Here is a 16,637-nt window from a genome sequence, read left to right as displayed (position 1 = left end):
CCTTGCCCGCGGGAGTGCCGGCGAGACCCATGCCGAAGAGCCCGGGATGATCGCTGCTCTTACGCCGCGTGAGTTAACCTTTGCCGACGTCGACGGCGACATCGGCCCGATGACGCTGGCCCTTGAGGGCCGCCTCCCGGATTGGCTTCGCGGCTCGTTCATCCGCAACGGGTCCGCGCGCTACTCGTTCGGATCGCTCCAGTTCCGGCACTGGTTCGACGGCATGGCATTTCTGCAGCGGTTTGCCTTCGAGGACTCTCGCTTAACGTACACGGGCCGGTTCGTGCGCAGTGCGAGTTACCTGGCGGCGCTCGATGGGCGCGCCACGTATCAGAGTTTCGCGACGCCGGCAGCGCGCTCGTTCGGATCGTGGCTGGCGGGCTTGGCGTCGACGAACATCACCGACAATACAAACGTCAACGTCGCGCGCTACGGCGATGCGTGCGTGGCGCTCACGGAGATCGGCCTGCCGCGGCAGTTCGATCCGCTCACGCTGGACACACGCGAACCTTTCCCGTTCAACGACGCTCTCGGATCCGGCCCGACGACCGCGCATCCGGTTCGTCATTGTGATGCGTGGATCAACTATACGATGAAACTGGGCATGCGTAACGAGTACATGGTTTGGCGCATGCCCGACGGCGGGGCGCGCGAGACGCTGGCTCGCATTCCCAGCCAACGCCCGGCATACGTGCACAGCATGGGCGCGAGCGCGCGCTATGCGATTTTGATCGAATACCCGTACCGCTTCGATCCGCTCGCGATGATACTTCGCGGCAAACCCTTTATCGAAAACTTTGCCTGGGAGGGCGGCGAGACGCTCATTCACTTAATCGATCTTGCCGGGCAGGAACCGCCGGTGACGTGCGCCGCCGAGCCGTTCTTTTGTTTTCATCACGTCAGCGCGTTCGACGACGGCGACAGCGTCGTCATCGATCTCGTGGGTTACGATGACGCGTCGATCGTTCCGGCGCTGTACCTCAACGAAGTTCGCGAAAAGTCGCCCGTCGCGCCGGGTCTGTCGCTGCGGCGGTACCGCGCCCCGCTCAACGGACAGGATGCGGATCGCGAAACGCTTGCGAACACGCGCATCGAACTGCCGCGCGTGGACGTGCGCGCCGAACGTCCGCGTTACGTCTACGCGCCGCGCGTGAGTTCGGGCGACGCGTTCACCGATGCGGTGCTGCAGATCGACACGGTATCGAATGCGCAGCGCGTCTGGGAACGGCCGGACGAATCACCCGGCGAAGCGATCTTCGTTCCACGGCCCGGCGGACAGGACGAAACGGACGGCGCGGTGCTGTTCGCGTCATTCAATGCGCGCTCGCAGCAATCCGCACTCGTCGTCCTCGACGCCGCGACGTTTACCGAGATGGCGCGCGCGGCCGTGCCGGCACGCTTGCCGATCGGATTCCACGGCCAGTTCTGGGCCGGTTACTGAACGACGAAGCCCGAGATCTGCGCGGTCGTTGCGTCCGAGTAAGTAATCGTTCCGAAGCCCAAACCGTCCAGACCGAGTGTGCTGGCTGTTATCCCGTTGCTGATCTGCGTCACGCTGCCGCCGGTCGGCCCGAACGGACCGCCGGACATCGTCGCCACGGCGCCGGCATCGGCCGTCGTGTCGTTGAGCGCCACGCTGATCGCCGACGCCAGGTTGAACGGCCCAACCGTTACGGAGAATGTTCCGGCTCCGTTGATGACCGGGGAACCTCCGCCGGTAATGCTCCATGAGGTTGGTCCGGAAGCCGAAAGCGTCATCGTGCTCAAACCGGACGTGTAGCCTTGCAGCGTCGCCGCACCGCTCGTCACGTTTCCGCTTTGCGTTCCCGAGAAGCTGAAGGTATTTCCGAACTGCGTATTCAGCAGCGAAACATTCTGCAATCCGCCGAAGCCGCACGCGGTTGAGGCTCCGGTCGCGCTGCAGCTGAGTCCGAAGGCCGCTGTCGCGGGCGCCGATTGGTTGGGCGCCGCCGTTCCGTTGACGCTGAACGACGTTGTCGAGCCGCTCTTGGTGACCGTTCCGCTCAGCGTGTTATACGCGATGACCGAACCGGTCCGCGACGTGAACGTTGCCGTTCCGGTGAGAGTCGAAGTTGTCGCCGACGTTTTCGTCTGCGTGAGCACGACGTGCGCCAAAATCGTTACGCAGGTCGGCTCATAGAATCCATCGATCGTCGTTACCACCGTCGTGGACGTCGCGATCACGGAAACTTCCAAGCCGTTGTTGCACGGCGGCGGCCCTACCGTCGAAGCTCCGCCGAACGCCTGACTCGTGCCGTTGCCGAAGATCAGGGTCAGAAATCCGACACCGAATTCGGCCGCCAGCGCGGCCTGCGCCGCATTCCGCTGCGTGGTCACGGTCAGCGTGGTTTTCGGCGCCGGGGGTGCGGGCGTCGTCGAACCGCCGCCGCCGCACGCCGAAAGCGCTATGGTCAGGGCACAAAATAAAGACAAACGACTCTTGAATCGCATGCACGGCGCTTTCCCAAGCTCGTGGAGGTTCCCTTCGGAGGGAGGCCTAAGCCGCACGTAACTGCTTCGCTTCTATTCGAAGGGAGTTTTTTGTATGGTTACTCGCCTACGTCACGTTGCCGTCGTGCAGCTTGCCCTCGTCCTCGCCGTCATTTACGCATGCATTGGCTTGATTTATGGGTTGGTATGGTGGCTCGTCATAAGCCCAATCATGCTAGCCGGAATAAAAAGCACGATGGGTGGCACATCCGCCAGTGCGGGCATGTTTGCCGGCATGGGAGTATTCGCGGTAGTTTTCTTCCCGATCTTTTTCGCAATCGCGGGATTTATCGGGGGCCTGCTCTACGCGGCGCTCTATAATCTGGCCGCGCGCTGGACGGGCGGTGTTGAGATGACGTTCGAACAGGCTCCGGTCGCGACGGGTTAGCTACTTCCGTTTGATGACGCGGCGGACCGCCGCCGCGATCGCATCCGAACCCATGCCGTAGTACTCGATCAACTCGGCCGGATCGCCGGATTGTCCGAATCGATCCTGCACGCCGATGAATTCGATCGGCGTTGGACGCCGCTGTGCCAAGATCTCGGCGACGCGCGAACCCATGCCGCCGGAGACCTGATGCTCCTCGACCGTTACAACGGCGCCGCAGCGTTCCGCCGCCGCGACGACGGCCTCTTCGTCCATCGGTTTGACGGTATGATTGTTGACGACCATACACTGGATGCCGTCCTTCGCCAGTGTTTCGGCGGCGATCAACGCGTTGTACAGAAGAATGCCGCACGCGATAATCGCCACGTCGCCGCCTTCGTGGAACGTTTGAGCCTTGCCGAGTTCGAACGGCGTCGCTTCGGTGGTGACGACCGGCGTTTTTTCGCGCCCGAAACGCAAGTAGACCGGCCCGTTCATCTCCGCCACCGCGAGCGTCGCTTTCTTCGTTTGAATCGAGTCGCACGGCACCACGACGGTCATGTGCGGAATGCAGCGCATGATTGCGATGTCCTCGATCGCTTGATGCGTCGCGCCGTCGGGACCCACCGAAACGCCGGCGTGCGCGCCGGCGATCTTGACGTTCGTTTCATTCAGCGCCATGGTGGTGCGCACTTGCTCCCACGAACGGCCCGGATTGAACATCGCGTAACTGGCGATGAACGGAATCTTGCCCGCGCTCGCCAGGCCGGCGGCCATGGCGACCAGCAATTGTTCCGAAACGCCGATCTCGATGTATTGATCGGGCAGCGCTTCCTTAAAGCCCAGCATGCGCGTCGACTCCGAAAGGTCCGCGCAGATCGCGATCACGTTCCGGTTCTTTTTGCCCGCCTCGATGACGCCCTCACCGAAGCCGTTGCGCGTCGGAACCTGCTTGACGCTCTGCGGATCACTCAGTACGGCTAGGTTCATGCGATCCGTTCCCGTTCGGCTTGGAGCTCGCGCAGCGCCTGATCCGCCTGCTCTTTGTTGGGCGGCTTACCGTGCCAGGTGTAGTCGCCTTCCATATAACTGACGCCTTTGCCGGGCACCGTGTTGGCGATGATGACGCTCGGCTTGCGTTTGACCGCTCGCGCCTTGTCCATCGTCTCGATGAACTGCGCGATGTCGTTGCCGTCGCACTCGAAGACTTCCCAGTTGAACGCCCGGTATTTGTCGGCGAAGGGTTCGAGCGGCATGACGTCTTCCGTGCTGCCGTCGATTTGAATGAAATTGCGATCGACGATCGCGATCAAATTATCCAACTTGAATTTGGGAGCCGTCATCGCCGCCTCCCAATGCAGGCCGCATTGATGTTCCGCATCCGAGGTCACGACGTAGACGCGCCAGTCCTTGCCGTCCATCTTCGCGGCCAGCGCCATGCCGGTGCCTTGCGCCAGCCCTTCGCCCAACGGTCCCGAGGTCGTTTCCACCGCGGGCAGACGCACGCGTTCGGGGTGGCCTTGCAGCCGCGTACCGAATTTGCGCAGCGTCAGCAGTTCCTCGACCGGAAAGTATCCGCCATAGGCCATCGCGCTGTACCGGACCGGCGCGATGTGGCCGCACGAAAGCAGCAAGCGATCGCGGTCCTCCCACTCGGGCTGATCCGGCTTGTGGCGCAAGACGTGTTCGTACATCGCCGTAAAGACGTCGGCCATATCCAGCGGGCCGGCCGAATGTCCCGATCCGGCGGCCAGCAGCGATCGAATGATCCCTTGCCGGACGAGGTTCGCGTGCAGCTTGAGTTCGGTCAGACGGGCAGGCGAGAGCGCGGGCATATCTGGCCGTAGATACCCGCCAACGCGCGAGTCTCCTCGTTCCTTATTCTGCGATGGACGGCAGACGCACAACGAACTGCGCGCCGCCGCGCTCGTCGTCGCGCACGAATGCGTCGCCTTCGTGTGCGCGCGCGATCCAGCGCACGACCGCCAAACCTAAACCGCTGCCCTGGCCATCGCCGCTGAACGCTCGCTCGAAGATCCGCTCCCGGTATGCCGTCTCGACCGCGTCGCCGTCGTTGGAGATCAACAGGTCCACGCTGCTTCCGTTCTTGCGCGAGTCGACGACGATCGCGCTGCGCGCGTGCCGCAGCGCGTTCTCAAGCAACGTGCGCAGCAGCTCGCGCAGGCGGCGCTCGTCGCCGTTGACGATCGCGCTTTGCGCACGGTTGGCAATCAGCAGTCCGCGCTGCGCGGCGCGGGCTTCAAACTCTTTCGAAACGTGCTTGGCCAGCACCGCGACGTCGACCGGTTCGCGCTGCAGCAGCCGCGACGTAGCCGGCCGCGACAGCGTCAGCAATTCGCCGACAGTTTGCGATGCGTCGAGCGCCGCTTGCGCGATTGTGTCGAAGTCTTGCCCAAGGCGGTCGGGCGCTTCCGGCCGCGCTGCCTGTGCGACCGCTGCGATCGTCGCAAGCGGCGAACGCAAGCGGTGCGCGGCGTCGGCTGCAAATTCGCGTTCGCGCTCGCGCGCGGCCAGCAGCGGCGCAAGCGAAGCGCGCGCCAACAGCCACGACGCGCCGCCCACGAGCGCCAGCAGCGGAATGTCGAACGCCAAGATCGTCAGCGCCACGCGCGACATTGCCGTTGCGTAGGCACGTGCCGCTTCGGGCGTCCCGATCGCCGGCTGCAGCATCGCCTGATACTCGCGTCCCAAGAACGCATACGCGCCGGCGCTGAGCAGCGCGAGCACGATCGCGAAGACGAGCAGATACCGGAGCGCGAGCCTGCCGATCACGCTTCCAACTTGTATCCGACGCCCCAGACTGTATGAATGACTTCACCCGCGCCCGCGCGCTTGAGTTTGCGGCGAAGCTGACTCACGTAGACGTCGACGATGTTGCTCGTTCCCTCGAAGTCGTACTCCCATAAGTGCTCGAGCAGGCGTTCGCGCGAAAAAGCGATGCCCGCGTTGCGCGTCAGAAACTCCAGCATCCGGAACTCGGTCGCGCCCAACTGCAGCGGCTTGCCCGCTACCGTCGCCTCGCGTCCGGCGGCGTCGATCTCCAGCGCGCCCGCGCGAAGTTTTTCGCGAACGGGACGATCCGCGCGCCGCGTAACGGCGCGCAGCCGCGCGAACAATTCTTCTTCCACGAACGGCTTCACCAGATAGTCGTCCGCGCCGCAGTCCAATCCGCGAACGCGGTTCTCCACGGCGTCCAGTGCCGTCAGCATCAGGATGGGCGTCTGCACGCCGGCGTCGCGCGCCGCCTTGGCGAGCGCAAAGCCGTCGCGTTTGGGCAGCACGACGTCGACGATCGCCGCATCGTACACCTGCCGCAGCAAATGCTCCAAGCCCGCTTCACCATCCGCGGCGACGTCGACGGCATATTTTCTCCGTTCGAGCATCGTGCGCACCGCCGCGGCGACCGAGGCGTTGTCCTCGATCACCAGGATCCTCATGAACTTACAAGTTCGGCGGCCAGGGAAATCCCACTGTCAGCGCCGCACCGAGCCGGCCCGGACCGCCGGTGGGCTGTACCTGCTGCACCAGCAGCCGGGCGTGCTGCGTCACGTGGAACGCCGCGTAGAACACGACGTCGCGCGTGATGAACGGCGCAGCTTGCGCGTCGTACCGCACACCCAGATAGGCGTGCGGCGTCAGATAATACTTGACGCGCGCGTAGCCGCCGCTGCTGCCGGTGCGCGTTCCGAATCCGTCGGAGTTCGCATCGCTTCCCCACCATTGCTCGGCCTGCAGCTCGAACTTGCGCAGGTGCAGGTTCGCGAGCAGGCCGGCGCGCTGATAGGAATCGGTGAAGGCGTTCCGACCGGCGGGAACGATTCGACGCGATCCGGTGATGAAATCACCACCGGCCTCGAAACCGGATGTTAGCGGCGCACGCAAGAACATACCGATTTCAGGGGAATTCGCGGCGCTCGTCTCGCCGGTCGGAACAGGTTTGCCGCCGTACGCGGAGCCCTTGAACTCGCTAAGCGCAACGGTCAGATCGGCGCTAACCGATCCGATCCTGCGCTCGGCTTGAGCGCCCCAGCGTGGCGACGACAGCGGTAAATCGTTGAGGCCGACGTGCAGGCCGTAGTAGCCGTACGGCGCGAGATCGTCGAGCCGCTGGCCGGGCGATTGCGCCAGCGGCAGCTCGAAGAGGCCTAAACGATAGAGCGATTGCGTGTGCGCGTTGTAGGTCGCGAGATATCCTAAGTACAATCCCGCCGGACCGCCGCCCGCGCCCAAGTTATAATGTACGAACGCGCTTACCGCGCCGATGTCCGCGTTCGAGAGCACCACGCCGCCCGGAGCGAAGCGCCGGGTGCCCGCGGCGGGATCTTGCTCCCACTCGAGCTGGTAGCGAAATGCGACGCCGGTCGTCCCGTGTTTGGGAAGCGGCAGTTGGTAGCCGTGTTCGCGGAAAGAGAGCCCGAACGTGTTCAATTCCGGCAGCACGCTATGACATGCTCCGCATTGCAAACGGTAGCGCTGCGCAAACAGTGGAATGGCGCGCGCCTGACCGCCGATTGCCAAGGCAAACCACACGGCGAGTGCCCACGTCAGCGCGAACCGGACTTTAGTGCGCAACGATCACCGCCCGCATCGGCGCACCGTAGTGAAAGAAACAGCCGAACAAATACGTCCCCGCGTGGTCGACCAGCAGGGTCTGCGAACTCGCGCCGGCCGCGAGCGTTCCGCTGCTCCAGTTTTGTGAGATGGCGCTCCCGGTCTGCGTTTGGGCCGACGCCGTAAAGGGCGATCCCGCCGGAAATGTCGTCGCTCCCGTAATGAGCGTCGCAGTGTGCGCGAACCCGTCCGTATTGACGAAACGCAGCATGGTGCCGACCGCGACGTTGGTAGTAGCAGGTGCGTAACCGGCGGCCGTTCCCGCGGCCGTCTGCGAACTGCCGTCGAGCGTAAGATTTACATCCACGATTTGAGCACCGCCGCCGCCCGCCGCCGGTGTGGCCTGACCGCCGTTCGTGCAAGCCGTCAGCACGATCACTGCAATGCATGTCAACGCCCTCATTGCATAAGCGTGCGCCAGTTCGAGTGCACTTCGGCAACCAGCTGTGTGCCGAGATCCGTGGACGCCAGCATCGTTTTCCGTAAAGAGCCGCGCGCATCGATGAAATAGACGAACGTCGTGTGCACGTCGGCGTACCCTTTGCGGCCGCGCTGAGCTACGACGCCGAAGCCTTGCATCACGCGATGCACGTCCCGGACCGTACCGCCGGCGACGATCCAGACGCGCGGATCGGCGCGAAATGTGTGCGCGAGCGCGCGCATGACGGACGGCGGATCGTTTTCGGGATCGAGGGTTATCGTCAGAAGCCGTATCCTGCGATGCTCGCTCGCGAGCTGCCGCGCCGCTTGAGCAAACTGCGCGTTGACCAGCGGACAGGCGTCAGTGCAATGCGCCGCCACGAAGGTGACGACGAGCGGCGTGCCGGCCAACGACGCAAACGTAAAAGCGCGCCCCGTTTGATCGACGAGTCGCGGCAGCTGTTCGCGCGCGGAGGCCGGGAGGGCCAGCGCGGCGACCGTCAATACGATCGCCGCGCCGGCGTGCTTGAAACGGGTTAGCAATACGGACCGGTGCACCCGGTAATGCCGCCGCCACCGCCGCCGGCTTGCGGCGTCGCCTGCGGACCAGGCGTCGCGGTGGTGCTGACTTGGATCACGTCACGCATGCTGATCGCGTCCATATAATGGTAAGCGCAGCCGATGTAGTACGTGCCGGCTGTAGCGAGCGTCAGGCTCAGCGTCGCGCCGCCGTGAATGGTTCCGCTGGTGTATCCGGCTTGCAGCGTCGAGCCGCCCGATGCCGTCGTCGGCAGCGACGGACTGGCCGGAAAGCTGCTGGTGCTTAAGACGTTGAGCGTGTGATCGGTTGCGGCCGAAAGATTCTTGAGCGTTACGACCGTGCCGGGCGCAAATGCAATCGTCTGTGAGTAGATGTTTTGCGTATAGCCGCCGACGGTTCCGAACGACGGATCGTTCACGACGCCGATCGTTCCGTCCGGCTGCGCGAACCCGATGGTGAATCCGGCCACGCCGGTCGGGGTGTTGCCGCCGGTCGAACCGGCCCCGCCGTTGCCGCCCCCGCCGTATCCGCCGCCGCCGCCGCCACCGCCGCAGGCTGCCAGCGATGCGGCCATCGCAACTAGAACGAAAGCAGCAATCTTACTCCTGTATTTGTACATACGTTCTCCCGAAAGCGAGCTTCGGAAGAGCTTAGATCGCGGGAATGAAGAAAGTTTGAAGGTCTAGCGGGATTTGATGGCGTCGCGCATTGCGACGGCCAGGTTGCGTAAGGCCGGATCGCCGGACGCGTCGCCCGCCACCATGTCGAAGGCGACCCGCGCCTGCGTTCGTTTCCCTTCACGCAGCAGAACCGTCCCCAACGCGAAACGCGCACGCGCGTATCCCGGAGCCAGATCGAGCGCCAGTCCGAATTCACGTTCGGCGGAGTCGAAACGATTGGCGCGCGCTTGCGCCAAACCAAGATTGTAGTGAGCGTAGGCGTACGCCGGATTCGCGTGCAGCAGCCGCCCGAAGTCGTTCTCTGCCGTTGCATTGTCGCCCGATCGCAGCGCAACCAGTCCGCGTTCGTAGAGCGCGCGTGCCGAGTCGGGAGCGGCGGCGACGAAGCGATCCGCTACAGCCCGGGCATCGCGCAGGTCGCCGCGATTTAAGTCAACGGCGATCAGGTTTGCCATCGCTGCCAAGAAGCCGGGATCGCGTGCGATCGCATCTTGCAATTGCCGCGCTGCGTCGTCGAGGCGGTGCAAATTCGCGTAAGCGATCGCGAGATCGTAACGCGCAGTTGAGTTCTGCGGTTCAGCCGGCTGCAGCGAAATAACGCGCTCGAATTCGGCGGCGGCGGACTGCCAGTCGCCGCGCTGTTCGGCGGCCAATCCCAAATGAAACCGCTCGACGACTTCGCGCTGAACCGCCAGTGCGCGCAAAGCCGGAACGCTGGTCGTGCGCGGCACCGGCCTCGCGGACGGATACATCTGCGCGCGCGCATGCAAGAAAGAAGCAGCGAAGACGAACAACGCCAGCGGCAGCCAGGACCGTCTCACGATTTTAAGGCCGGGGAAGTTCCGCGTTTTGCCAAGCGCCGGCGGCGGCGGCCTGCTCAGGTTTGCAAGCCCAGCCTACCCGGCCGTTTTCGGTGATCGGTCCGAGCAGGGCCGGCGCAGCCGAAGGCTGCAGGGCGCCGTCGAGCATCGCTTCGAGTGACTGCGCACCGGCAAATCCATAAGCTGCGGCCAGCGTGCAAACGGCTAAAACCGCCGGCAGCACGAAGAGCCGAAACCATCGTCTTGACATCAGCTCTCAGTATAACCCAATCTCTGAAGAATCCGTGAAACGTCTCCTTACATTTCCGGCCCTCTTGCTTACCCTCGCCGCGGCGCCCGCGCCGCTGGTGGTCGGTTCGGTGCGGGACCAGACGGGCGCCCCCATCCCCGGAGCCACCGTGGCGGCAGGCGGCGTCCGGACGACGACCGCCGCGGATGGGACTTTTGCCCTGCAGGCCGGCGGCACGGACGCGATCCGCATCAGCTGCGCCTACTGCCTTCCGGCGATCGTACGCGTGGCCGGTTCCGAACCGGTGGTCGCGATCGTCCGCCGCTACCAGGCACTGCTCGGAACGGGCCCGTCGCAAGACGATCTGCGTTCGCTGCCATATGGCCGAGCCGAATCCGCGGTTTCCCTGCAGCCGTTCGTCGTCCTAAACGACAACCGCGCATTCTTGCCCGGCCCGCGTCTCTCCGATCGCGGCGCCTCGCGGCAGGGCGGCGTGATCTTAGATGACGGCATACCGAATTACGACATCGTCGCCAACGTCTCGGGCCTTCCGACGATGCCGCTCTTCACGCTGCGCCGTTCCGAAGTTTTTTCAGCCGGTGAAACGTCGTATTACGGCGATCAGGTGAGCGGCGGCATCTTCTCGCTAAGCGATCTGCCGCAGCAAGGACTCGACGCCTTTGCGATCGGCGGAAAAGAGGCGGCGTTTCGCGCCGCGTTCGCCGGAATGGGCGGAGCATACGCCGCGGCAACGTCGGGCAATGCGTTCGACACACGTGCGCGCGCCGCAGCCCAAGTGCAGACGGCGATCGGAACCGATTCGCTGGAAAGCACGTTCCTGGCGGCTCGCGCGAACATCAGGCAAGGACCGACGTCGATCGGGCAAGATATGGAAGGTTTTCGCGCACAGTACACGCGCATTCGCGACACCGCACTTGCGGCCACGCTGGTCGCCGATCGCGCCGGTTACGACACGAGCAGCCCGCTGACGGCGTTATGGACCGACGTCGCGGGCGAGTTGAACGTATCGTCGCAAACGCGCGTGCAAGTTTTTGGCGACTTCGGATTCCGCCGGTCGACGGGGCGCTATGCGGCCGACACGTTCGGCCTGCGCGTCGCCGGCACGGCCGGACAAACGCACCTGGACGTCGGAGCGCAGACGCACGGCGATCGCTACGACGTGCGCGCCGGAATCGGCGCGTATACGATCGCGTACAACGGCGGAGCCGGCGGAGCTGTTCTGCCGATGAGCGCACAAGCGATTTCGCCGTCGCTGTACGTATCGTACGATCTCTCGCCGCAATGGAATGTCGAGGTCTACGCCGGCGGCTCGTTCCGGCTCCCGACGCTGCTCGAAGCATACGCCACAAATGTCGCCGCGGGACCGTTGCCCATCGACCGGTACGCGCAGTTTACGCAGACCGTCAGCTATACCGATTTGCGCCGCTTGAAGATCTCGGTCACCTCCATGAACGAAAGCCTGAGTAGCCTCGACAACGGAACCGTGCGCGCCATAGGTTTTTCGTTCAGTTGGCAGATTGCGCCGGCGATTTCGCTGCGCGCTTGGACGCTCTACTTCAACGACCAAACGCAGGCGTACGAATCGCTGCTGCGTTTCGGCCGCCCCGCGCAATCGGGCACGCCGGGTTCGCTGTGGCTGACCTACGAGAACCCATCCGGTCTGCGGTTGGACGGGATCTACCGCGCGGATTTGCTCGATGCGCTCCCCAACCGGCACGTTGACGCATCGCTCTCCGCGCCGCTGGCCGATCGCATGCGCTGGTTCGTAGGCACCGAACGCCGGCGGGACACACGCTACGTTGACGCCGGAATAAGATTCGAGGGACCGTGAACAACGCTATCCGTCTTATTGCAATCGCCGCAGTGCTGACGCTCGGCTTGCTGCCGGTCGCGGCACTCGCGGCCGATCAAGAGGTCCACGGCATCGTCGTCGATCGCGACGGCAAAGGCATCGACAAAGCGGACGTGCGCTTCTTCACGCTGGACGCGCGCGAGATTGCGCACGGCCGCACCGATAAGAACGGGCGCTTTTCGATAAGCATTTCCTCACCGCCTGAGACCTGGAGCATCGGCGCGTCCGGCTATCAAACGCAAACGTTGCGGTTTCTCGATCTCTCGCGCACGATCGTGCTGTATCCACGCGACACCAAAGGCCCGCCCAAGATCGAAGGCGCGGATTTGGCGGTCCTCCCCTATCAGGACGCCGGGTACGCGTTCGGACTCGTGCCGTTCGCCGTAATACAAGGCGGCGGCAGCATTTCGGTCGGCGATCGCGGCTTGAGCGGCAGCGCGAACGCGCTCGAGAGCAACGGCACCTCATTCGATCAGGTGCCCGCGCACTATCTGTCGTTCGGCGGCATTGCCGACGCGTTCCATGCTTATCGCTACACGAGCGGCGCGGCCGGGCATTACACGCTCGGTTTCGATCGCGCCGAGGGCAGCGTCGGGCAAGCCGGCGGCGGTTCGCTGCAGATCGCCTCGGTGCAAGGCCGTTTGGGCGACGAGGCGCTGGGATACGGCACCAGTAGCGGCGATCTGACGCAGATCTCGCGGTTCGATTTGGTGTCGCGCAGTTCGATGGGCGCAGGCACGATTTTTTTCAAAGCCGCAAACAGTTTTCTCACCGACTCGTCCGGCAGCACGCCGGCGCTCAGCAACGAATCGAGCTCGGAGCTGCGGCTCGACGAGCCATGGCTCGGCTCGACGGCCACGTTCGAACTCAAAGCCAAGCGTAAGACCAAGAATAAGTTGAACGATTACTTGGAGTACGACAGCGAAGTCGTGGGCGAGTTCCGGCTGCGCAACGACGGCGCACTCTTCGGGAACGACATCGGCGTGAAGCTGACGCGCGACACCGGCGTGCGCAATTACAATCCTAAAGTGTACAGCGGCGTGGCGAACGAAAGCCGGATCTTCGCAAGCGAAACCTACAACGGCAACCGGTTTTCGGCGTTGGCTTCGGCCGCGTGGTACGGGCTCTTCGACGCGGGCGTAACGCACAAAGTGCCGGCGGGCGTGAGTCAGCACGCCAACGGAGTCGCGGTTTCGCTCGGCGCCGTTTGGCAGCTCGGCGATCGCTTCGCACTCCAAGCCACGCGCGGCAACGTCGAAGACACACCGTCGGTGAGCGACCAGTTTTTTGGCGATCCGATTCCCGGACTCGTTCTCAACCGAAGCAATCTTACGCAGGGCTCGCTGCTCTATCACTCGCCGGGCGGATTCGTAGCCGAGCTGACTGCGTACACCGAAAAATACACCACGGCGCTTCCGACGACGCGCCTGAACGGCAACGGCGTCGCGATCGACTGGCCGATCGCGCGCGACTGGCGCCTGCGCGCGTGGACGCTATCGCTGCGCGACACCGCCGCCGGCGTGAGCCAAAGCGATCTCGGACCTTCGTTCGGCCGCGACGTCGCCTGGCTGACGTACTATGGCGGAAGACGGACCCGCTTCGACGTAATCTACCGCCGCGAAACCGATCCGGTTGAAATGGGACGCTACATTGACGCCGACGCCGCGCTTTCGATTGCGCCCCACATCACGCTGATCGGTACGATGGAGCATCATCACGCCACATCAACCTATGGTTTGAGTCTGAGCATCGACGCACTGAAAGAATGAAACTCCGGCTGGTCTTTTGCGCGCTGGTTTTGACCGCGGCCGCCACCGGCTGCAACGGCGGATCATCGTCGCTGCCATCGCTGCCGGGAGCCGCTCCTACGCCGCGCTCGACGCCGCCGCCGGTCGACGCCGTCTTCTCGCACCAAAACTACACGAAGTACATGTTTCATAACTACACGCAAGCGAACGAACTGCCGACGTCGCCGCCTAAAGACGGCGCGCTGCCCAAAGGCTCGCTGACGCTGGTCGCCGGGCAAACGCCGATGCTCTATGGCCGCACGGCGGCGGGCGGCGACCACGAATGCGGCACGGTCTTCAGCACCGGCTTGAACTTCGGAACGAGTTACCAGCTGGTCTACAAGTTCGGCGGTTCCGACGGCTGCGATCCACGGCACGACGCGATGGTTCCGATCAACGGCTCGCTGTATTTTACGACGCAAGGCGTCAGCGACTCCGGAACGTCGTATAACTCCGGCGACATTCACGCGCTCGTTCCCGGAGGCACGCCGTCGATCGTGCTGGCGTTTGCCGGCGGGCCTGCACAGGGAGCGGAGCAGCACAGTTCGCTCACGCTCGATCAACAGTTCGGTAACGTGCTGTACGGCCAAACCGCTAAAGGCGGCGCTAACGGTAAGGGACAGATCTACGCGATCACGCCCAGCGGTTCGACGTATTACGATATTCATGACTTCGCGAAAAGCGAAGGCACGGAGCCGCACGGGCGCATCATTCAACTTGGGACAACGCTGTGGGGAATCTCGCGCACCGACGGCGCCGGCGGCGGGGGAACGGTTTTCTCGCTCGTCCTTTCATACGTGAACGGCATTCCGCAGGCGCAGCCGGTGCTCAACGTCGTGCACGCATTCAGCGGCGGCGGACCGGATGCGTTCTTTTCGGATCACGGATATCTCACCGCCGTGACGGAAGGCGGACAGACGGTTCTGTACGGTCTGACGCAATGCGGCGGCGCCGGCACCGGCGGCGACAGCAATCATTGCGGAAGCGGCAACGGCGACGGCGCGATCTTCAAAGTGGTGCCGCATCAAACCGCGGGTCAGTACGACGGCACCGGAGCATACAGCGTCTTCTATGCTTTCCAGGGATTGGACAACAACGACGGCGCAGATCCGTTCGGTTCGCTCTACTATGATTCGACCAGCGGCTATCTCTACGGCACGACCGCCTACGGCGGGTCGAGCGACGATGACGGCACGGTCTTCCGCTTCATGCCGGGCGTTCCGTCGTCGTACCAAGTGATCTATCACTTCACCGGAAAGAACGGCGACGGAGCCAAGCCGATCGACAACGTCATCATCTTCAACGGCTTGATCTACGGCATGACGGTGTACGGCGGAACGACCGACGATTCGGTGGACGGCACCAAGGGAGGCGGAAACGGCACGATCTTCGCAATTCCCACGCCGTAGCGACCTTTGCGTTTGACGCGTACGGCGGTTGTGTGCCATAGTGAAGGCCACCCCGCGCGATCCTTCGTTTACGATTGAGCCGCGCTCTCTAACCGAAAGATCGTCCACCATCAACACATTCGACCAATTGGGCTTGCAGCCGGCGTTGCTGCGTGCCGTCCACGACCTCAAATTCACCGAACCGACGCCCATTCAAATCATGTCTATCCCGCCGGCGCTGGCCGGCCGCGACGTGCTCGCGAGCGCCGAAACCGGCAGCGGAAAATCGGCCGCCTTCGGCCTGCCGATCCTCAACAAACTTATCGATCTGCCGCGCGGGAAAACACGTGCGTTGATCCTGGCTCCGACGCGCGAACTGGCGGAGCAAATTGCAACCCACTTGAGCGCGCTCGCCAAACACACGACTATTCGCGTCGCCGCAGTCTACGGCGGCGTCGGATTCGGTCCGCAGGCCACGGCCTTCAAACGCGGCAGCGACGTCATCGTCGCGACGCCCGGCCGCCTGCTCGATCACATCGAGCGCGGCACGGCCAAACTGAACGACGTATCCATGCTCGTGCTCGACGAAGCCGACCGCATGCTCGACATGGGTTTCTTGCCCGCTGTCCGGCGTATCGTACGGTTCGTCTCGCCGAAGCGGCAAACGTTCTTCTTCTCGGCAACGCTGCCGCCCATGATCTCCGGATTGATCCGCGAGATGCTGCACGATCCGGCTCGCGTGGAATTGGCTGCCAAGGCCTCTCCGGTTGCCGGCCTGACGCAGACGGTGTACGCGGTGCCGAACGAAAAGAAAACCGATCTGTTCCTGGAGCTGCTCAAAGACAACACGATCTATTCGGCCATCGCGTTCACGCGCACCAAAGCGCGTGCGAACCGGCTGGCAGCTGCGCTTGAAAAACATCGCATCCCGTCCGATCTGATCCACGGCGATCGCTCGCAGTCGCAGCGCACCCGCGCGTTGGAAAATTTCAAACGCGGCAAGCACCGCGTTTTGGTCGCGACCGACATCGCGGCGCGCGGCATCGACATCCTGGAGCTCGGTCACGTCGTCAACTACGACGTGCCGCGAGCCGCCGAAGATTACGTACATCGCATCGGGCGTACCGCGCGCGCGAAGTCGACGGGCGACGCGATCACCTTTGTGTCCTCAGACGAAGAGCCGCTGATGAAACAGATCGAGTATCTGCTCGGCAAGCGCTTGGACCGTTCGAAGAATCCGCTCTTTCCCGAAGCCAGCATCGAGCCGCCCAAGGCGCGAGTCGTCTACCGGTCGCGCCCGCGCCGGCGTTAGAGCCAGGGCGATTGGGGCGCCGTCCCGAACCGGGATGGCCTCATAATACAACGATAACAAGAATAATTAGGAGTAA

The 16,637-nt window shown here is 63.6% G+C and carries 17 protein-coding genes; 6 read left to right on the top strand and 11 right to left on the bottom strand.

The window, feature by feature from the left end:
* Positions 1-46: 46 nt before the first annotated feature.
* Complete coding sequence (locus tag VFO29_12250) at positions 47-1,441, top strand: carotenoid oxygenase family protein (protein ID HET9394278.1); 1,395 nt, start codon at positions 47-49, stop codon at positions 1,439-1,441.
* Here the strand turns inward: VFO29_12250 and VFO29_12245 are convergent.
* Positions 1,435-2,472 carry a hypothetical protein gene (locus VFO29_12245; GenBank protein HET9394277.1) on the bottom strand — a complete coding sequence of 346 codons (1,038 nt, stop codon included), beginning with the start codon at positions 2,470-2,472 and terminating at the stop codon, positions 1,435-1,437. The two genes, VFO29_12250 and VFO29_12245, sit on opposite strands and share 7 nt — an antisense overlap.
* A 94-nt stretch (positions 2,473-2,566) precedes the next feature.
* Between VFO29_12245 and VFO29_12240 the strand changes: the two genes are divergently transcribed.
* Entirely contained in the window at positions 2,567-2,899 is a 333-nt protein-coding gene (locus tag VFO29_12240) for a DUF3566 domain-containing protein (GenBank protein ID HET9394276.1), read from the top strand.
* On the opposite strand, the gene VFO29_12235 is transcribed toward VFO29_12240, so the two are convergent.
* The 10 genes from VFO29_12235 to VFO29_12190 all read right to left on the bottom strand — a co-directional run bounded on the left by VFO29_12235 (position 2,900) and on the right by VFO29_12190 (position 10,222).
* Positions 2,900-3,868, bottom strand: a complete 969-nt coding sequence (locus tag VFO29_12235) for a transketolase C-terminal domain-containing protein (protein HET9394275.1) — start codon at positions 3,866-3,868, stop codon at positions 2,900-2,902.
* Positions 3,865-4,713, bottom strand: coding sequence for a transketolase (locus VFO29_12230; GenBank protein HET9394274.1), 849 nt, complete (start codon positions 4,711-4,713; stop codon positions 3,865-3,867). Before VFO29_12230 ends, VFO29_12235 begins: the two co-directional genes overlap by 4 nt.
* Before the next feature lie 43 nt (positions 4,714-4,756).
* Positions 4,757-5,671 carry a HAMP domain-containing sensor histidine kinase gene (locus VFO29_12225; protein HET9394273.1) on the bottom strand — a complete coding sequence of 305 codons (915 nt, stop codon included), beginning with the start codon at positions 5,669-5,671 and terminating at the stop codon, positions 4,757-4,759.
* A complete protein-coding gene (locus tag VFO29_12220) occupies positions 5,668-6,336 on the bottom strand; it encodes a response regulator transcription factor (protein ID HET9394272.1) in 669 nt (222 codons plus the stop codon). The genes VFO29_12225 and VFO29_12220 overlap by 4 nt, the downstream gene beginning before the upstream one ends.
* Before the next feature lie 4 nt (positions 6,337-6,340).
* Entirely contained in the window at positions 6,341-7,471 is a 1,131-nt protein-coding gene (locus VFO29_12215) for a hypothetical protein (protein ID HET9394271.1), read from the bottom strand.
* Positions 7,461-7,913 carry a plastocyanin/azurin family copper-binding protein gene (locus VFO29_12210; GenBank protein ID HET9394270.1) on the bottom strand — a complete coding sequence of 151 codons (453 nt, stop codon included), beginning with the start codon at positions 7,911-7,913 and terminating at the stop codon, positions 7,461-7,463. Before VFO29_12210 ends, VFO29_12215 begins: the two co-directional genes overlap by 11 nt.
* Positions 7,910-8,473, bottom strand: a complete 564-nt coding sequence (locus tag VFO29_12205) for an SCO family protein (protein ID HET9394269.1) — start codon at positions 8,471-8,473, stop codon at positions 7,910-7,912. Before VFO29_12205 ends, VFO29_12210 begins: the two co-directional genes overlap by 4 nt.
* A complete protein-coding gene (locus VFO29_12200) occupies positions 8,467-9,090 on the bottom strand; it encodes a hypothetical protein (GenBank protein HET9394268.1) in 624 nt (207 codons plus the stop codon). The genes VFO29_12205 and VFO29_12200 overlap by 7 nt, the downstream gene beginning before the upstream one ends.
* 63 nt (positions 9,091-9,153) lie before the next feature.
* Positions 9,154-9,972: a tetratricopeptide repeat protein gene (locus tag VFO29_12195; GenBank protein HET9394267.1), complete on the bottom strand. Its 819-nt coding sequence runs from the start codon at positions 9,970-9,972 to the stop codon at positions 9,154-9,156.
* A 4-nt stretch (positions 9,973-9,976) separates the two neighbouring features.
* Positions 9,977-10,222 carry a hypothetical protein gene (locus VFO29_12190; protein ID HET9394266.1) on the bottom strand — a complete coding sequence of 82 codons (246 nt, stop codon included), beginning with the start codon at positions 10,220-10,222 and terminating at the stop codon, positions 9,977-9,979.
* Positions 10,223-10,256: 34 nt separating this feature from the next.
* Between VFO29_12190 and VFO29_12185 the strand changes: the two genes are divergently transcribed.
* From VFO29_12185 to VFO29_12170, 4 genes are read left to right on the top strand one after another with little or no spacing between them, the layout of a single operon-like run.
* Positions 10,257-12,053: a carboxypeptidase-like regulatory domain-containing protein gene (locus VFO29_12185; GenBank protein HET9394265.1), complete on the top strand. Its 1,797-nt coding sequence runs from the start codon at positions 10,257-10,259 to the stop codon at positions 12,051-12,053.
* The gene (locus VFO29_12180) at positions 12,050-13,843 is read left to right on the top strand and encodes a carboxypeptidase-like regulatory domain-containing protein (GenBank protein ID HET9394264.1); all 1,794 of its coding nucleotides are present in this window, start codon (positions 12,050-12,052) and stop codon (positions 13,841-13,843) included. The genes VFO29_12185 and VFO29_12180 overlap by 4 nt, the downstream gene beginning before the upstream one ends.
* Positions 13,840-15,270 carry a choice-of-anchor tandem repeat GloVer-containing protein gene (locus VFO29_12175; protein HET9394263.1) on the top strand — a complete coding sequence of 477 codons (1,431 nt, stop codon included), beginning with the start codon at positions 13,840-13,842 and terminating at the stop codon, positions 15,268-15,270. The genes VFO29_12180 and VFO29_12175 overlap by 4 nt, the downstream gene beginning before the upstream one ends.
* 40 nt (positions 15,271-15,310) lie before the next feature.
* Positions 15,311-16,561 (top strand): DEAD/DEAH box helicase, encoded by a 1,251-nt coding sequence (locus tag VFO29_12170; protein HET9394262.1) that lies wholly within the window; start codon positions 15,311-15,313, stop codon positions 16,559-16,561.
* Positions 16,562-16,637: the final 76 nt, after the last annotated feature.

The sequence above is a fragment of the Candidatus Rubrimentiphilum sp. genome, assembly GCA_035710515.1.
GTDB lineage: Bacteria > Vulcanimicrobiota > Vulcanimicrobiia > Vulcanimicrobiales > Vulcanimicrobiaceae > Rubrimentiphilum.
The sequence above is the reverse complement of the archived record's forward strand: the minus strand, read 5'-3'. Positions and strand labels throughout refer to the sequence as shown.

What these genes read in the sequence shown, in the direction of transcription:
- VFO29_12250 (HET9394278.1), top strand. Translation starts at nt 47, where the DNA reads ATGATCGCTGCTCTTACGCCGCGTGAGTTAACCTTTGCCGACGTCGAC.
- VFO29_12245 (HET9394277.1), bottom strand. Translation starts at nt 2,472, where the DNA reads ATGCGATTCAAGAGTCGTTTGTCTTTATTTTGTGCCCTGACCATAGCG.
- VFO29_12240 (HET9394276.1), top strand. Translation starts at nt 2,567, where the DNA reads ATGGTTACTCGCCTACGTCACGTTGCCGTCGTGCAGCTTGCCCTCGTC.
- VFO29_12235 (HET9394275.1), bottom strand. Translation starts at nt 3,868, where the DNA reads ATGAACCTAGCCGTACTGAGTGATCCGCAGAGCGTCAAGCAGGTTCCG.
- VFO29_12230 (HET9394274.1), bottom strand. Translation starts at nt 4,713, where the DNA reads ATGCCCGCGCTCTCGCCTGCCCGTCTGACCGAACTCAAGCTGCACGCG.
- VFO29_12220 (HET9394272.1), bottom strand. Translation starts at nt 6,336, where the DNA reads ATGAGGATCCTGGTGATCGAGGACAACGCCTCGGTCGCCGCGGCGGTG.
- VFO29_12210 (HET9394270.1), bottom strand. Translation starts at nt 7,913, where the DNA reads ATGAGGGCGTTGACATGCATTGCAGTGATCGTGCTGACGGCTTGCACG.
- VFO29_12200 (HET9394268.1), bottom strand. Translation starts at nt 9,090, where the DNA reads ATGTACAAATACAGGAGTAAGATTGCTGCTTTCGTTCTAGTTGCGATG.
- VFO29_12190 (HET9394266.1), bottom strand. Translation starts at nt 10,222, where the DNA reads ATGTCAAGACGATGGTTTCGGCTCTTCGTGCTGCCGGCGGTTTTAGCC.
- VFO29_12175 (HET9394263.1), top strand. Translation starts at nt 13,840, where the DNA reads ATGAAACTCCGGCTGGTCTTTTGCGCGCTGGTTTTGACCGCGGCCGCC.